The organism is Paraburkholderia sp. SIMBA_054 (genome assembly GCF_046534875.1).
Classification (GTDB): domain Bacteria; phylum Pseudomonadota; class Gammaproteobacteria; order Burkholderiales; family Burkholderiaceae; genus Paraburkholderia; species Paraburkholderia hospita.
In genome coordinates, this window is the sequence record NZ_JAWRXV010000073.1 from 35,691 (window position 1) to 50,364 (window position 14,674).

General features: G+C 63.3%; 13 protein-coding genes and 1 pseudogene. 10 read left to right on the forward strand and 4 right to left on the reverse strand.

Annotated features, from left to right (window positions below):
• Nucleotides 1-68 precede the first annotated feature (68 nt).
• Together SB822_RS47220 and SB822_RS47225 are read left to right on the forward strand one after the other, a co-directional pair.
• Nucleotides 69-1,766 (forward strand): annotated as a pseudogene (locus tag SB822_RS47220) (glycoside hydrolase family 15 protein); the annotation flags it as partial.
• Nucleotides 1,767-1,987: 221 nt separating this feature from the next.
• Entirely contained in the window at nt 1,988-3,271 is a 1,284-nt protein-coding gene (locus tag SB822_RS47225; protein ID WP_007583390.1) for a polyhydroxyalkanoate depolymerase, read from the forward strand.
• Nucleotides 3,272-3,382: 111 nt separating this feature from the next.
• On the opposite strand, the gene SB822_RS47230 is transcribed toward SB822_RS47225, so the two are convergent.
• Nucleotides 3,383-4,015, reverse strand: coding sequence for a TetR family transcriptional regulator (locus SB822_RS47230; protein WP_007583389.1), 633 nt, complete (start codon nt 4,013-4,015; stop codon nt 3,383-3,385).
• Nucleotides 4,016-4,437: 422 nt separating this feature from the next.
• On the opposite strand from SB822_RS47230, the gene rsxB reads away from it, so the two are divergent.
• The 3 genes from rsxB (at nt 4,438) to SB822_RS47245 (ending at nt 6,548) form a co-directional block, all read left to right on the forward strand.
• A complete protein-coding gene (gene rsxB, locus SB822_RS47235; RefSeq protein WP_410857931.1) occupies nt 4,438-5,310 on the forward strand; it encodes an electron transport complex subunit RsxB in 873 nt (290 codons plus the stop codon).
• Nucleotides 5,311-5,319: 9 nt separating this feature from the next.
• Entirely contained in the window at nt 5,320-5,964 is a 645-nt protein-coding gene (gene nth, locus SB822_RS47240; RefSeq protein ID WP_007583387.1) for an endonuclease III, read from the forward strand.
• A 149-nt stretch (nt 5,965-6,113) separates the two neighbouring features.
• A complete protein-coding gene (locus SB822_RS47245; RefSeq protein WP_007583386.1) occupies nt 6,114-6,548 on the forward strand; it encodes a DUF1841 family protein in 435 nt (144 codons plus the stop codon).
• A gap of 105 nt (nt 6,549-6,653) precedes the next feature.
• Here SB822_RS47245 and SB822_RS47250 read toward each other — a convergent pair whose 3' ends face one another.
• Entirely contained in the window at nt 6,654-7,037 is a 384-nt protein-coding gene (locus SB822_RS47250) for a c-type cytochrome (protein ID WP_042310283.1), read from the reverse strand.
• Nucleotides 7,038-7,148: 111 nt separating this feature from the next.
• Nucleotides 7,149-7,529, reverse strand: a complete 381-nt coding sequence (locus tag SB822_RS47255) for a c-type cytochrome (RefSeq protein ID WP_007583383.1) — start codon at nt 7,527-7,529, stop codon at nt 7,149-7,151.
• A 374-nt stretch (nt 7,530-7,903) separates the two neighbouring features.
• On the opposite strand from SB822_RS47255, the gene SB822_RS47260 reads away from it, so the two are divergent.
• The 5 genes from SB822_RS47260 to SB822_RS47280 all read left to right on the forward strand — a co-directional run bounded on the left by SB822_RS47260 (nt 7,904) and on the right by SB822_RS47280 (nt 13,274).
• On the forward strand, nt 7,904-8,746 hold the full coding sequence (locus tag SB822_RS47260; protein WP_042310284.1) for an AAA family ATPase: 843 nt from the start codon (nt 7,904-7,906) through the stop codon (nt 8,744-8,746).
• Nucleotides 8,747-8,784: 38 nt separating this feature from the next.
• On the forward strand, nt 8,785-9,960 hold the full coding sequence (locus SB822_RS47265) for a vWA domain-containing protein (RefSeq protein WP_410857932.1): 1,176 nt from the start codon (nt 8,785-8,787) through the stop codon (nt 9,958-9,960).
• A 123-nt stretch (nt 9,961-10,083) separates the two neighbouring features.
• Nucleotides 10,084-11,295: a benzoate/H(+) symporter BenE family transporter gene (locus SB822_RS47270; protein WP_007583379.1), complete on the forward strand. Its 1,212-nt coding sequence runs from the start codon at nt 10,084-10,086 to the stop codon at nt 11,293-11,295.
• Between the two features lie 291 nt (nt 11,296-11,586).
• Nucleotides 11,587-12,540, forward strand: a complete 954-nt coding sequence (gene tal, locus SB822_RS47275; protein WP_410857933.1) for a transaldolase — start codon at nt 11,587-11,589, stop codon at nt 12,538-12,540.
• 293 nt (nt 12,541-12,833) lie between these two features.
• Nucleotides 12,834-13,274 (forward strand): VOC family protein, encoded by a 441-nt coding sequence (locus tag SB822_RS47280; protein ID WP_007583377.1) that lies wholly within the window; start codon nt 12,834-12,836, stop codon nt 13,272-13,274.
• A 4-nt stretch (nt 13,275-13,278) separates the two neighbouring features.
• Here SB822_RS47280 and SB822_RS47285 read toward each other — a convergent pair whose 3' ends face one another.
• Nucleotides 13,279-14,481, reverse strand: a complete 1,203-nt coding sequence (locus tag SB822_RS47285) for an FUSC family protein (RefSeq protein WP_410857934.1) — start codon at nt 14,479-14,481, stop codon at nt 13,279-13,281.
• Nucleotides 14,482-14,674 lie beyond the last annotated feature (193 nt).

Below are 14,674 nucleotides of genomic sequence, written 5' to 3' on the forward strand. Positions count from 1 at the left end.
CGGAAGCGCGTGGCGCGTCAGCGGCCCGCGACGACGGCGAACTGGACTTCAGGAGCGGTTTTACGCGCGCGACGCGCCGCCGTTATCGCGGCGAAACGTTGATCCTCGAAACCGACTTCGAGACGCCCGACGGCGCCGTCACGCTGATCGACTTCATGCCGCCCGGCAACGGCTGGTCGGAGATGGTCCGGATCGTCGTCGGCAAGCGCGGCACCGTGAAGATGCGCATGGAACTCGTGCTGCGCTTCGACTATGGCTTCTCGATTCCATGGGTCAGCCGCCTCGCGCGCGAGAGCGGCATCAAGGCGATCGCCGGACCGGATACCGTTGCGCTGCGCACGCCCGTCGACCTGCGCGGCGAGAACATGAAAACGGTCGCCGAGTTCACCGTCTCGGAAGGTGAACGCGTGCCGTTTTCGCTGACTTACAGCGAGTCGCATCTGAACATCCCGCCCGCCCGCGATCCGCACTCGGCCCTTGCCCGCACTGAGAACTACTGGCTCGAATGGTCGTCGCGCGGCACCGTCGAGGGCAAGTACGCGACCGCCATCCGCCGCTCGCTGCTGACGCTGAAGGCGCTCGCCTACGAGCCGACGGGCGGCATCGTCGCCGCGCCGACCACGTCGCTGCCGGAGAAGATCGGCGGCGCGCGTAACTGGGACTACCGTTACGTGTGGTTGCGCGACGCAACGATCACGCTGCTCGCGATGATGCGCGGCGGCTACTACGAAGAGGCGCGCGCGTGGCGTTCGTGGCTGGGCCGCGTGATGGCCGGCTCGCCCGAGCAGTTGCAGATCATGTATGGCCTCGCGGGCGAGCGGCGGCTACCCGAGTTCGAAATCGACTGGCTGCCGGGTTATGAGAACTCGAAGCCCGTGCGCATCGGCAACAACGCGGTCGGGCAATTGCAGCTGGACGTGTACGGCGAAGTGATGAACGCGCTGCATCTGGCGCGTGTCGGCGGTTTGCAGGCGGACGAAACCGCGTGGAACGTGCAGTGCGCGATGTTGCTGCACCTCGAAACGATCTGGCAGGAACGCGACGAAGGCATCTGGGAAACGCGCGGCGGCCGCCAGCACTTCACGTTCTCGAAGGTGATGGCCTGGGTCGCGTTCGATCGCGCGATCAAATCAGCGGAAAAATTCGATCTGCCCGCGCCGCTCGAACACTGGTACGAGGTGCGCGCGCAGATTCACTCGGACGTCTGCGCGAAAAGCTGGAATGCGCAGCTCAACGCTTTCACACAGACCTACGGCGGCGACGAACTCGACGCGAGCGTGCTGCTGATGCCGCTGCTCGGCTTTTTACCGCCTTCGGACCCGCGCATCACCGGCACCGTCAACGCCATCGAGAAAGACCTGATGCACGACGGCTTCGTGATGCGCTACCGCACGACTGAATTCGACGACGGCCTGCCGCCCGGCGAAGGGACGTTTCTCGCCTGCAGCTTCTGGATGGTCGACAACCTCGCGCTGCAGGGGCGCATCGACGACGCGCGCGAGATGTACGAGCGGCTGCTGTCGCTCGCGAACGACGTCGGGCTGCTCGCGGAGGAATACGATCCGGTAGGCGGACGGCTTGTCGGGAATTTCCCACAGGGGTTTTCCCATGTGGCCCTCGTTCACACTGGACTGAATCTCATGAAACACGAGCAGGAGATGGCACACGCGACCGGTCAGCCGCCGCATGACGGCGAAAGCGGAGAAGGCGGTCAACCGCCCTCTGGCACGCCTGATGCTGATATCCCGTCATCACCTGTCGTCTAAAGAAAGCGGACAAATTGTCGATGACGTGGATATGACATACGTGAGTGTGCTAACGCACTGTTGTTGCATTGCACAAATCGTATGCCTTCTATATCATCACCCGAACCAGACGGCCGATAATCGTCACCACCAACAATTCCACACGTAACCAGAACCGGCCCGCCTCGTCGCTGCGCGTTTAGACACGCTGCGCTGCGCGAACCGTTATAGCTGGAGCACCGATGCTCTATCAAATCCACGAATTCCAGCGGGCTCTTTTGAGCCCGCTCACCGCCTGGGCTCAGGCTGCCTCGAAATCGTTTGCGAATCCGGCCAGTCCGCTCGCCTATGTGCCGGGCGCCACACGCCTGTCCGCTGGCTACGAGCTGCTGTACCGTCTCGGCAAGGACTACGAGAAGCCCGAGTTCAACCTGCACCAGATCGTCAAGGACGGCCACAACATTCCCATCGTCGAGCAGACGATCGTCGAGAAGCCGTTTTGCCGGCTGATGCGCTTCAAGCGCTATTCGGACGACAGCGACGCTGTGACGCAGCTGAAGGAAGAACCCGTCGTGCTGGTGTGCGCACCGCTGTCGGGTCACCATTCCACGCTGCTGCGCGACACCGTTAAGACGTTGCTGCAGGATCACAAGGTGTACATCACGGACTGGATCGACGCGCGCATGGTGCCGATCGAAGACGGTACGTTCGATCTCGACGATTACATCGCGTACATCCAGGAATTCATCCGCCACATCGGCGCGAAGAATCTGCACGTGATCTCGGTGTGCCAGCCTACCGTTCCCGTACTCGCCGCCATTTCGCTGATGGCGAGCCGCGGCGAAGACACGCCGCGCACGATGACGATGATGGGCGGCCCGATCGACGCGCGTAAAAGCCCCACGGCCGTCAATTCGCTGGCGACGCAGCATTCGACTGAATGGTTCGAGAACAACGTCATTTACAATGTGCCGCCGAACTATCCGGGCTTCGGCCGTAAGGTGTATCCGGGTTTTCTGCAGCACACGGGCTTTGTCGCGATGAATCCGGAACGTCACGCGGCTTCGCACTGGGACTTCTATCAGAGCCTTCTGCGCGGTGACGAAGAAGATGCGGAAGCGCACCGCCGTTTCTATGACGAATACAACGCGGTACTCGACATGGCCGCGGAATACTATCTGCAGACCATCCGCGTCGTGTTCCAGGAGTTCAGTCTCGCGGAAGGCACGTGGGAAGTGAACGGCGAGCTGGTGCGCCCGCAGGACATCACGAAGACCGCCCTCTTCACGATCGAAGGCGAACTCGACGACATCTCCGGCAGCGGCCAGACGCGCGCCGCGCATGAGCTGTGCACGGGCATCCCGGAAAAGGATCGCCGCCATTTCACGGCGGAAAAGTGCGGGCACTACGGCATCTTCTCGGGCCGTCGCTGGCGCACCATCATCTATCCGCAGTTGCGCGACTTCATCCTCGAGCACACGCCGAAGGCGACCACACGCAAGACGGAAGAGCGCGTCGAAGCGTAGGCGCAAGCCGCATTCAGCGGGCGCAGCCAAATGTTGCGCCTGCATCCAACGGATTCCAGCGGATACGAAAACGGCCTCTTGCGAGGCCGTTTGTCCGTCAGGCGTTCAGGCTTAGCGACGCATCAGATACGCAAGCAGGATCTCAGTGTTCATCTGGATCACTTCGCTGCGCTCGGCCGCTGCGCTGAAGTCGCGACCCAGCGTGGCTTCGAGCGTGAAGCGGTTCGAGACGATGTAGTAGCCCATCCCGGACAGCGTCACATAGAAGCGCAGCGGATCGACGTTCGTGCGAAACAGGCCGGCGCGCTGGCCGCGCTCGAGTATCGAGCCCAGTGTGGCAACGATCGGTGAGATCATTTCGCGGATGCGCGTGGACTTCTGCATATAGCGCGCCTCGTGCAGATTCTCGTTGTTCACGAGTCTCAGCAATTCGGGGTGGTCGCGATAGTAATCCCACACGAAATGCGCGAGCCGCGTGACGGCCTCGACAGGCGCGACGCCTGCGAGATCGAGCGTGCGCTCGGCTTCCGTGAGCGCGCTGAACGCGTGTTCGAGGACTGCCGTGAAAAGCTGCTCCTTGCTACCGAAGTAGTAGTAGAGCATGCGTTCATTGGTCTCCGCGCGGCGGGCGATCTGGTCGACGCGTGCGCCGAACAACCCACCATTCGCGAACTCTTCGGCCGCCGCGAGCAGAATGCGGCGACGGGTGCCTTCAGGATCTCTTTTGATTTTCGGCTGATTCATGGTGGCATGTGCTTCGTGAGCCGCGTTATCCGGATCGCTCGCCGTCCAATTGCCTGGCCTTGCAACGGCGGCGCTGCGCGGGGCTGGTTGGTGGGATCACACCGTCCTGCGGTCTTACAAAAAAGCGCTTCGATTATGGCACATGCTTCGGTAATAACAACTGGGGAAATCGGCGATAATACGCATTTGACCGATCGCCGAACGCCCTTGCTGTGCCGTGTTGACGGTGACCCTGGCGGCCGGGCGCCTCACGCGGTTTGCGCGATGTCTGCGAATGCGTCCCGGTGCACACCCAATGGCGCACGCCAAATGGCGCACACCAAACGGTGCGCACCCAATGGCGCAGTTGAAACCGCATCCATTCGATCACAAGCATTCGCCGCGCCGGTGAACGGCAACAGCATGTCCCCCACGTCTTGACCGTGACAGAATCCAAAACATTCGCGGATCTCATCGAAGATCTGCTGCCCCAGACACAATGCACGAAGTGCGGCTATCCCGACTGCCGCGCTTACGCCTTAGCCATCGCGCAGGGCGAGGCCAGCTACAACCAGTGCCCGCCCGGCGGCGCGGAAGGCGTCGCGCGGCTCGCGAAGCTGCTCGGCAAGCCCGTGATTCCCCTGAATCTGGACCATGGCGTCGAGCGAGCGCGGCCCGTCGCGTTCATCGACGAGAGCCTGTGCATCGGCTGCACGCTGTGCATGCAGGCTTGCCCCGTCGATGCAATCGTCGGCGCACCGAAGCAGATGCACACGATGGTCGCCGAACTGTGCACGGGCTGTGACCTGTGCGTGCCGCCCTGCCCCGTCGACTGCATCGAGATGATCCCCGTCACGGGCGACAAGACGGGCTGGGATGCGTGGAGCCAGCAACAGGCCGACGCCGCGCGCACGCGTCACGACGGTCGCCGTACGCGTCTCGCTGCGGAGCGCGAAGCGGCCGAGGCGCGCGCGGCAGCCAAACGCGCGGCGGCGGTATCGGCGAGTTCGCCGGCCCCGGCGGCGCCGGCCGTTGGCCCCGCCCCAACAGAAGCGACAGTCGAAGCGGTCGCCGCGCCCGTCGCCGACGCCGAAGCGAAGAAACGCGCGATCATCCAGGCCGCGCTCGAACGTGCGCGCGCGAAGAAGGCGGAAAACGCCGCGCAAGGTCTCGGCCCCAGGAACACGACCGCGATCAGCGCAGAAACGCAAGCGCAGATCGACGAAGCCGAGGCACGCCGTCGCCGGCTGGGCATCGCTAACGACAATTCCGAATCCGCACCCAAGCCAGACGTCGATCAACCCAAAAAGTCCTGACCGAGCCGCATGAACGCGACCAAACGACGTGCGATCTACGAGACGCTCCAGAGCCTGAACCCGCATCCGACGACCGAACTGGAATACTCGACACCGTTCGAGTTGCTGATCGCCGTGATGTTGTCCGCGCAAGCAACGGACGTCTCCGTGAACAAGGCGATGCGCCGGATGTTTCCCGTCGCCAACACGCCGCAGAAGGTGTTCGACCTCGGCGAGGAAGGCGTCGCCGACTACATCAAGACGATAGGCCTGTATCGCACGAAAGCGAAGAACGTGATCGCGACGTGCCGCATCCTGCTCGACCAGTACGGCGGCGAAGTGCCCGACGGGCGCGAAGCGCTGGAGAGCCTGCCGGGCGTGGGCCGCAAGACGGCGAACGTCGTGCTGAACACGGCATTCGGCCAGCCGACCATCGCCGTCGACACGCACATCTTTCGGGTTGCCAACCGAACGGGCCTCGCGCCAGGCAAGGACGTGCGCGCCGTCGAACTGGCGCTGGAAAAATTCACGCCCGCCGAGTTCCTGCAGGATGCGCATCACTGGCTGATTCTGCACGGGCGCTATGTATGCAAGGCGCGCCGGCCGGAATGCTGGCATTGTGTGATCGAGCCGCTGTGCGAATTCAAGCCGAAGACGCCGCCGCCCGATCTCTAAGCGCCGCGGCACGGCGCTTTCAGCGTGTCGCGCCATCCGTCTGCGCGCGCTGCGGGCGCGGCGTAAAATGAACGGCTGCTGGCGACGTCCGAGCCGACGCACAGCGCAAACAGCCCGCCCCACTCGCTTTCACCGTCCGAAGTCCATCGATGTTCAATCCCAGCCGCGACGAAGTCCGCCGTTTTTTCACCGACACCTGGCGCAAGCAGCGCGCGGGTGAAATCCTGACGCCGCTCGAAGCGATCGCCGCCGACTGGATCATCGAGCATCCCGAGTATCACGCCGAGCTCAAGGACGCCGAGGCCGCCTCGGCGCAGGACTACTCGCCCGAACGTGGGCAAACCAATCCATTCCTGCATCTGTCGATGCATCTCGCGATCAGCGAGCAGCTGTCGATCGATCAGCCGCCCGGCATTCGCGCCGCGCACGACCGGCTCGCCGCGCGCCTCGGCTCCACGCACGACGCGCAGCACGCGATCATGGAGTGCCTGGGCGAAACGATCTGGGAAGCGCAGCGCACCAACACGCCGCCCGATACGGACGCCTATCTGCAGCGCATCGAGCGCCGCGCGACGCGCGACTGACTGACGGCGCGAACCTTCGCGCCAGCTGAAACCCGTTGCACGAAAACAAACACCCCGCCAAGAAGCGGGGTGTTTGTCGTGATCCGTCAGCGAACGTGCAGCAGCTTACTTCTTCTGCACGAGGTCGCCGTCCAGCGATTCGATGTACGCGGCGATGTCCTTCATGTCGCTTGGCGAAAGGCTTTGCACCTGCGCCTGCATGATCGCGTTGTTGCGGCCGAGGTGCGGGTTGCCCGTGCCCATCTGATACTGGCGCAGCGCCCAATAGACGTAATCCGCGTGCTGACCGGCGAGCTTCGGATACTCGGGCGTCACGGGCTTGTTCAGATTCGGGCCGTGGCAGGCCGCGCAGTTGTGGCTATCGGAGAGCGCCTTGCCGTTGGCGGCATCCGCCGCGTGCGCGTTCGATGCGACGACAAAACCGGCCAGCGCGAGCGTCGCGCATGCAGCCTTGACCACCGTATGAAGTGCGTGGGGATGCTTCTTCATGAATTCTCCTGTGTCGACGGACGTTTGCGCTTTAGCGCCTACCGCCGTCCCATGCAAACTGGTTGCGCCGCGAACTGAATGAACCGATGACGCGCTGGCGCGCGCCGCCCGTCATTTGTCGGGATTATTCTTCGAAGAGGCCGTCTGCACCGAGTAATACGCGGCGATGTCGGCGATGTCCTGGTCGGTCAGGGTCACAGCGATCGCGTGCATCGTGTCGAAGTGGCGGTCGCCCTTCTTGTACGCGTGCAGCGCGTTTTCGAGGTAGGTCCGGTTCTGGCCGCCCAGCATCGGCACCCGGTACACCTCGGGGTAAGCCGTACGATAGTCGGGAATGCCGTGACAGCCGATGCACATCGCGACCTTGCCCTGGCCCGCCTTGGCGTCGCCCACGATATCCGCTGCCTGCGCAGTTGCCGCCAAAGTTGCCGCAAAACCCGCGGCCACCGACATGGCAGCGACCACGACATGTTTGCCAACGAATTTGTTCATAGCTCTTTTAACCTGGCTTGAGGGGGAACGGGCGCCCAAAAAGGCTACGGCCTGCGCCGTTTTACTTGTCTGGGTTGCCACGCAGGCCAAAAAAATCGGCCCAATTGTACCGCGACGCCGCGCCGGGCGTCCACCCGACAGGACCCGACCCCTGTCCCGGCAAAGCGCCGCGCCACAAGGCGTCGCGCGAAATGCCGAAATGGGACAGTCACAACCGGCTTCCGTCCGGGCGCGGCGGATTGCCGCATGCGGAAATCCGTCTCTTGCACGCGCCGCGCATACCGTCCGACGCGGCTGACACCTTACGCGCGCCCCGCGGAGCACAACAGGCCTTCTGACTTATACTGGAATTTTTCCCGAACGAGCGTCCTGTCATGCGTTTCGAAGGCTCATCGCAATACGTCGCCACCGACGACCTCAAGCTCGCGGTCAATGCCGCGATGACGCTCAGGCGGCCCCTGCTGATCAAAGGCGAGCCGGGCACGGGCAAGACGATGCTCGCAGAGGAAGTCGCGGCGGCTCTCGACATGCCGCTGTTGCAATGGCACATCAAGTCCACCACGAAGGCACAGCAGGGTCTGTACGAATACGACGCCGTATCGCGCCTGCGCGATTCGCAGCTCGGCGACGAGCGCGTGAAAGACATTCGCAACTACATCGTTAAGGGCGTGCTATGGCAGGCGTTCGAATCGGATGAACAATCGGTGCTGCTGATCGACGAAATCGACAAGGCCGACATCGAGTTTCCGAACGACCTGCTGCGCGAACTCGACCGCATGGAGTTCTACGTGTACGAGACACGCGAGCTCGTGAAAGCGAAGCACCGGCCGCTCGTCATCATCACGTCGAACAACGAGAAGGAGCTGCCTGACGCATTCCTGCGCCGCTGCTTCTTCCACTACATCAAGTTCCCCGATCCGTCGACGATGCAGCAGATCGTCGAAGTCCACTATCCGGGCATCAAGCAGGAATTGCTGCGCGCCGCGATGGAAAGCTTTTTCGAGCTGCGCAACGTGTCGGGCCTGAAGAAGAAGCCGTCCACCTCCGAACTGCTCGACTGGCTCAAGCTCCTGCTCGCCGAAGACATTCCGCCCGAAGCGCTGCGCTCGAAGGATCAGAAGCAGATCGTGCCGCCGCTGCATGGTGCGTTGCTGAAGAACGAACAGGACGTGAGCCTGTTCGAGCGGCTCGTGTTCATGAACCGCAACAACCGCTGATTGCGCCACGTCAGGCCAACACGGACGGAGACAAGGGCATGCTGATCGACTTTTTCTACACGCTGCGCGCCGCGAAGCTGCCCGTTTCCGTGAAGGAATACCTGACGCTGCTCGAAGCGTTGAAGGAAAGCGTGATCCGGCCGTCGCTGGACGAGTTCTACTATCTCGCGCGCATGACGCTCGTGAAGGACGAGCAGTATTTCGACAAGTTCGATCAGGCGTTCGGCGCGTATTTCAACGGCGTTGCGCAGAAGGCCGATCTCGCGCTGGACGTGCCGCTCGACTGGCTGAAAAAGAAGCTGCAACGCGATCTCAGCCCGGAAGAGAAAGCGCAGATCGAAAAGATGGGCGGCCTCGACAAGCTGATGGAGCGCCTGAAGGAACTGCTCGACGAGCAGAAAGGCCGCCACGAAGGCGGCAACAAATGGATCGGCACGGGCGGCACGTCGCCGTTCGGCAATGGCGGCTACAACCCGGAAGGCATCCGCATCGGCGGCGAGTCGTCGGGCAGCCGGACGGCCACGAAAGTGTGGGACCAGCGTGCATACCGAGACTACGACGATCAGGTCGAAATCGGCACGCGCAACATCAAGGTCGCGCTGCGCCGCCTGCGGCGTTTCGCGCGCGAAGGCGCCGCCGAAGAACTCGATCTGCCCGACACGATCCGCAGCACGGCCGCGAACGCCGGCTGGCTCGACCTCAAGATGGTCCCGGAGCGGCACAACAACGTGAAGGTGCTGATGCTGCTCGACGTCGGTGGATCGATGGACGATCACATCAAGCGCACGGAAGAGCTGTTCTCGGCCGCGAAAGCCGAGTTCAAGCACCTCGAGTTCTACTACTTCCACAACTGCGTCTACGATTTTTTGTGGAAGAACAACCGCCGCCGCCATGTCGAGCGGATGGCGACGTGGGACGTGCTGCACAAGTTCACGCCCGACTACAAGCTGATCTTCGTCGGCGACGCGACGATGAGCCCGTACGAAGTCCTTCAGGCGGGCGGTTCGGTCGAATACAACAACGCCGAAGCGGGCGCCGTCTGGCTGCGGCGGCTCGCCGACCATTTCCCGCATCACGCGTGGCTGAACCCGGAACCGGAAGGCTTGTGGGAATACCGGCAGTCGGTTTCGGTTATACGTGAAGTGCTCGGCCACCGGATGTATCCGCTCACGCTCGCCGGCCTCGAAACGGCGATGCGCACGCTAAGCAAGTAAGATCCCGGGTTTCCCCGTCTGCCAGGCGAGCCGTAGCGCAACGACGCCACGGCCGCAGCTGCATTGCGCGCGCTGCCCGGCCAGCACCCATCACACCAACGACGCTACACAGAGACACGCAGGATGACCTCTTCCTCCCCCGACTTCTCCCGCGCCGCGCGCACGCCGCTGCGGCCATTCGCCGATACGTCCCTGTCCGCGCTCGTCGCCGGTTTCGTCGCGATGATGACGGGCTACACCAGCTCGCTCGTGCTGATGTTCCAGGCGGGCCGCGCCGCGCATCTGAGCGATGCGCAGATTTCTTCGTGGATCTGGGCGCTGTCGATGGGCATGGCGCTCTGCACGATCGGCCTATCGCTGCGCTTTCGCGCGCCCATCGTGGTCGCGTGGTCGACGCCGGGCGCGGCGCTGCTCGTTTCGTCGCTGCCGCACGTCGCCTATCCCGAGGCGATTGGCGCGTTCGTCGTGTGCGCGCTGCTGCTGACGCTGATCGGCCTCACTGGCTGGTTCGACACGCTGATGAAGCGGATTCCGGCGGGCATCGCGGCCGCGCTGCTGGCGGGCATCCTGTTCGAGATCGGCATCGAGATTTTCCGCGCTGCGCAATTCCAGACGGCGCTCGTGCTGGCGATGTTCTTCACCTACCTCGTCATCAAGCGTTTTGCGCCGCGCTATGCGATTCCGGCGACGCTCGTCGTCGGCACGGCCGTTGCAGGCGCGCTCGGGCTGCTCGATTTCAGCCGCTTTCATGTGGCCTTCGCCGTGCCTGTGTTGACGCTGCCCGCGTTTTCGCTGTCGGCGGTGATCAGCATCGGCATTCCGCTGTTCGTCGTGGCGATGGCGTCGCAGAACGTGCCGGGCATCGCCGTGCTGCGCGCGGACGGCTACCAGACACCGTCCGCGCCGCTGATCGCGACGACGGGCGCGGCTTCGCTGCTGCTCGCGCCGTTCGGCTCGCACGGCGTGAACCTCGCGGCGATCACGGCCGCCATCTGCACCGGGCGCGAAGCGCACGAAGACGGGAACAAGCGCTATATGGCGGCCGTCTGGTGCGGCGTGTTCTATCTGATCGCGGGCATTTTCGGCGCGACGATCGCGGCGCTGTTCGGCTCGCTGCCGAAGGCGCTGGTGGTGTCGGTGGCGGCGCTCGCTCTGTTCGGCTCGATCATGAGCGGCCTCACCAACGCGATGCAGGACGCACGGCAGCGCGAAGCTGCGCTCGTCACGTTCATGGTGACGGCGTCCGGCCTCACATTACTGTCGATCGGTTCCGCGTTCTGGGGACTCGTCGCGGGACTGGTGACGCATGGCGTGCTGAACGCGCGGCGCGGCTGACGAAGGTGACAGGTTAGCGGACAGCGAATGAAATGCGAAAGGCGGAAAGCGCCTGGCGACATGGCGCGAACGGACAGAGGGTGGCCCTGTCAAACCACCATCATCCGATCCGCCATAGAATAGAAGTAGCGGGCGGCGTTCCACGGTAACATCCCCGGTTTCAGACGTGGACATCGCAGATGACGCGCCTGCACGGCCGTTTACGTGGCAAAGCGAAACGCATTGCGGCCTCGCGCCGCGTCATCATTTCCTGGACCATGGCGCGCGTGCGCCTCGAAGCGAAGGCTCGACATGACAACTGCACTCGATCAACTCAAGCAATACACCACGGTCGTCGCGGACACCGGCGACTTCCAGCAACTCGCGCAATACAAGCCGCAGGACGCGACGACGAACCCGTCGCTGGTCCTGAAGGCCGTGCAGAAGGACGAGTACAAGCCGCTGCTCGAAAAGACCGTGCGCGATCACGCGTCGAAGCCCGTCAGCACGGTCATCGACAACCTGCTGATCGCCTTCGGCACCGAAATCCTCAAGATCGTGCCGGGCCGTGTGTCGACTGAAGTCGACGCCCGTTTGTCGTTCGACACGAAGGCGTCGATCGAGAAAGGACATGAACTCATCAAGATGTACGAGGCGAAGGGCATCGGCCGCGAGCGCGTGCTGATCAAACTTGCTTCGACGTGGGAAGGCATCCGCGCTGCCGAAGTGCTGCAGAAGGACGGCATCCACTGCAACATGACGCTGCTGTTCTCGCTGGCGCAGGCTGTCGCCGCCGCGGAAGCAGGCGCGCAACTGATTTCGCCGTTCGTCGGCCGCATCTACGACTGGTACAAGAAGAACGCCGGCAGCAACTGGGACGAAGCGCGCGACGGCGGCGCGAACGATCCGGGCGTGCAATCGGTGCGCCGCATCTATGCGTACTACAAGAAGTTCGGCTACAAGACGGAAGTGATGGGCGCGAGCTTCCGCACCACGAGCCAGATTCTCGAACTGGCCGGCTGCGATCTGCTGACCATCAGTCCCGACCTGCTGCAAAAGCTGCAGGACAGCAACGACAAGGTCGAGCGCAAGCTGTTGCCGGAAGCGTCCAAAGACGCCGATATCGCGCGCGTGCCGACCGACGAGCCGACCTTCCGCTTCCTCGTCAACGACGAAGCGATGGCGACCGAGAAGCTCTCCGAAGGCATTCGCGTATTTGCTGCGGATGCCGTCAAGCTCGAGAAGGTGATCGAAGGTCTGCGTTAAGACCGACTCGCCTGACTCACCGCGCAAGCATGGCGCGCGTGGCCCGCAAGGCCCCGCGCGCTTTTTTGTTTGTCGCCCGTTTTGCGCTGCTTTTATCTACCGCTTCGCGCGCATTCTTTTCCCAATGTGTAAGCGTACTGTCTGCGCTTCGGCAGGTTTTACTTCGGTCAACACAGTTTCACATTCGACGCTGCAGCGGCGACTACAATCGTTGGCACGCGTGCGTTCAGTCGCACTCCGTCACTGCGCGTTCGCGCGAAACGACACGTCAATTCAATTGACAGGAGACAACGATGCAAGTCCAGCCCTATCTGTTTTTCAATGGCCGTTGTGAAGAAGCGCTCAAGTTCTACGGCGAGAAGCTCGGTGCACAAGTGCTGTTCCAGATGCGTTTCAGGGACGCGCCGCCGAACCCGCAGCAACCCATCCGCCCCGGCACCGAAGACAAGATCATGCATGCGTCGGTCAAGATCGGCGCGACGGAACTGATGGCGTCGGACGGCAACTGCGACGACACGCCCGGCTCCGGCACGCACACGGGCTATGGCCTGTCGATCACCGTCGACGATCCGTCGCAAGGCGAAAAGACGTTCAACGCGATTTGCGAAGGCGGCAATGTCGTGATGCCGTGGCAGGCGACGTTCTGGAGCACGGGCTTCGGCATGGTCGTCGACAAGTTCGGCGTGATGTGGATGGTCACCAACCCGCACGAAGGCGACAAGCACGCAAGCTGATTCGTCATTGACGCGCGGGCGCATCGCTCGCGCCGCGTTCGATGTTCCAGTTCGGCTCGCTCGCCGCGAGCAGCGCGCGCAAGCGCTCCACCTGCTCGGCGAAGCGCTGCGCGAGCCAATACGGCCCCTGTAAATCAGGGGCCATTTCTTCGCACGGTGTCTGCGCGCCCTGCTTCGCTTCCGGCGTCGATGACAATGTCGCCGCGTCCGGCATCCGAAACTGTGTCGCGCCCGCGAAGCGCAACGCGCGCGCGGCGGCGAGCAGCGTCAGGCGCACCGCGTTCGCCTCTTCGCCGCACCGCTGCGCGAACGCGTCGCGCCGATCCGGATGCGCGAGCGTGCCCGTCGACAGCATTTCGAGCGCGCTCAGCATCGAACGATGTAAACGTTGGATCTCATCTAGCTGCGCGATGGGCTGATCGATCTCCTTCGCGACCGACGGCATCAGCGAGCGCAACTGCACCAGCCGCTTGCCCATGCGGATGAACGTGGCGACCAGTTCGTCGCTGCCGACGGGCACGCCCGTCGTCATCCGCGTGTAGATGCGCGCGCATTCACGCAGGTTGTCGGCGAGCAGATAGCGCCATGAGTACGTCGCGTGCAACGGCAGCGCAAACGAAAACGCCAGCGCGATCACAATGCCGATCAGCACGTTCAGCGTGCGCCAGAGCCCCGTGTCGATTATGTTGTCGCCGTGGCCCGCGACGATGCACATCGTGATCGCCGTCAACAGCGCCACATAACCGGCGCTGCCGATCGCAAACCACGCGCAGACGGCGGCAATCACCGACATCAGTACGTAGGTTAGCGTCAGCGAATCGAACAGGTTCTGCTGCAGGATCAGCGCAAGACCGAGCGTCGCGCCGAGCAGCGTGCCCGCCGCGCGCTCCGCCGCTTTCTTGCGGATATTGCCGTGATGCTGCAACCCGCCAATCACCACCAGCAGCGTCACCGACGACCAGATGCCGTGCGGAATATCGATACCCGTCGTCGCGAGGATCGACACGAGCATCGCGAGGCCAACGCGCAGGCTGTGGAAGAACTTGGCGTGGCGATAGCGGAAATACGGCGACGTGACCGCGCGCACGAGCCGGCCGATGCGCGTGCGACGCGGTGCGAGACGCGTGGCGACGCCGTCGTTCGTCCCCGGCTGCGTGCCGGTGACCGGCTTGCGCGGCGGCTTCGGTTGCGGGTCGGAGAGAGCCATCCGTCATCCCAGGTTGGGTTACGCGGCAAAGACAGCGACCACACGAGCATAAACGATGTCGACGCTCGTCCCCAGTGTGGTCCAGCCATCCGGGACAGCGACGCCCCGCGCCGCGCCAATCGGGTAGGGTGAGGGGTCACCCCCTCAGCCCTCCCACACCACCGTACGTGCGGTTCCGCATACGGCGGTTCAT

What these genes read in the sequence shown, in the direction of transcription:
- SB822_RS47245 (WP_007583386.1), top strand. Translation starts at nt 6,114, where the DNA reads ATGTTCAATCCCAGCCGCGACGAAGTCCGCCGTTTTTTCACCGACACC.
- nth (WP_007583387.1), top strand. Translation starts at nt 5,320, where the DNA reads ATGAACGCGACCAAACGACGTGCGATCTACGAGACGCTCCAGAGCCTG.
- SB822_RS47270 (WP_007583379.1), top strand. Translation starts at nt 10,084, where the DNA reads ATGACCTCTTCCTCCCCCGACTTCTCCCGCGCCGCGCGCACGCCGCTG.
- SB822_RS47285 (WP_410857934.1), bottom strand. Translation starts at nt 14,481, where the DNA reads ATGGCTCTCTCCGACCCGCAACCGAAGCCGCCGCGCAAGCCGGTCACC.
- SB822_RS47280 (WP_007583377.1), top strand. Translation starts at nt 12,834, where the DNA reads ATGCAAGTCCAGCCCTATCTGTTTTTCAATGGCCGTTGTGAAGAAGCG.
- SB822_RS47265 (WP_410857932.1), top strand. Translation starts at nt 8,785, where the DNA reads ATGCTGATCGACTTTTTCTACACGCTGCGCGCCGCGAAGCTGCCCGTT.
- SB822_RS47225 (WP_007583390.1), top strand. Translation starts at nt 1,988, where the DNA reads ATGCTCTATCAAATCCACGAATTCCAGCGGGCTCTTTTGAGCCCGCTC.
- SB822_RS47260 (WP_042310284.1), top strand. Translation starts at nt 7,904, where the DNA reads ATGCGTTTCGAAGGCTCATCGCAATACGTCGCCACCGACGACCTCAAG.
- SB822_RS47255 (WP_007583383.1), bottom strand. Translation starts at nt 7,529, where the DNA reads ATGAACAAATTCGTTGGCAAACATGTCGTGGTCGCTGCCATGTCGGTG.
- SB822_RS47230 (WP_007583389.1), bottom strand. Translation starts at nt 4,015, where the DNA reads ATGAATCAGCCGAAAATCAAAAGAGATCCTGAAGGCACCCGTCGCCGC.
- SB822_RS47250 (WP_042310283.1), bottom strand. Translation starts at nt 7,037, where the DNA reads ATGAAGAAGCATCCCCACGCACTTCATACGGTGGTCAAGGCTGCATGC.
- tal (WP_410857933.1), top strand. Translation starts at nt 11,587, where the DNA reads ATGACAACTGCACTCGATCAACTCAAGCAATACACCACGGTCGTCGCG.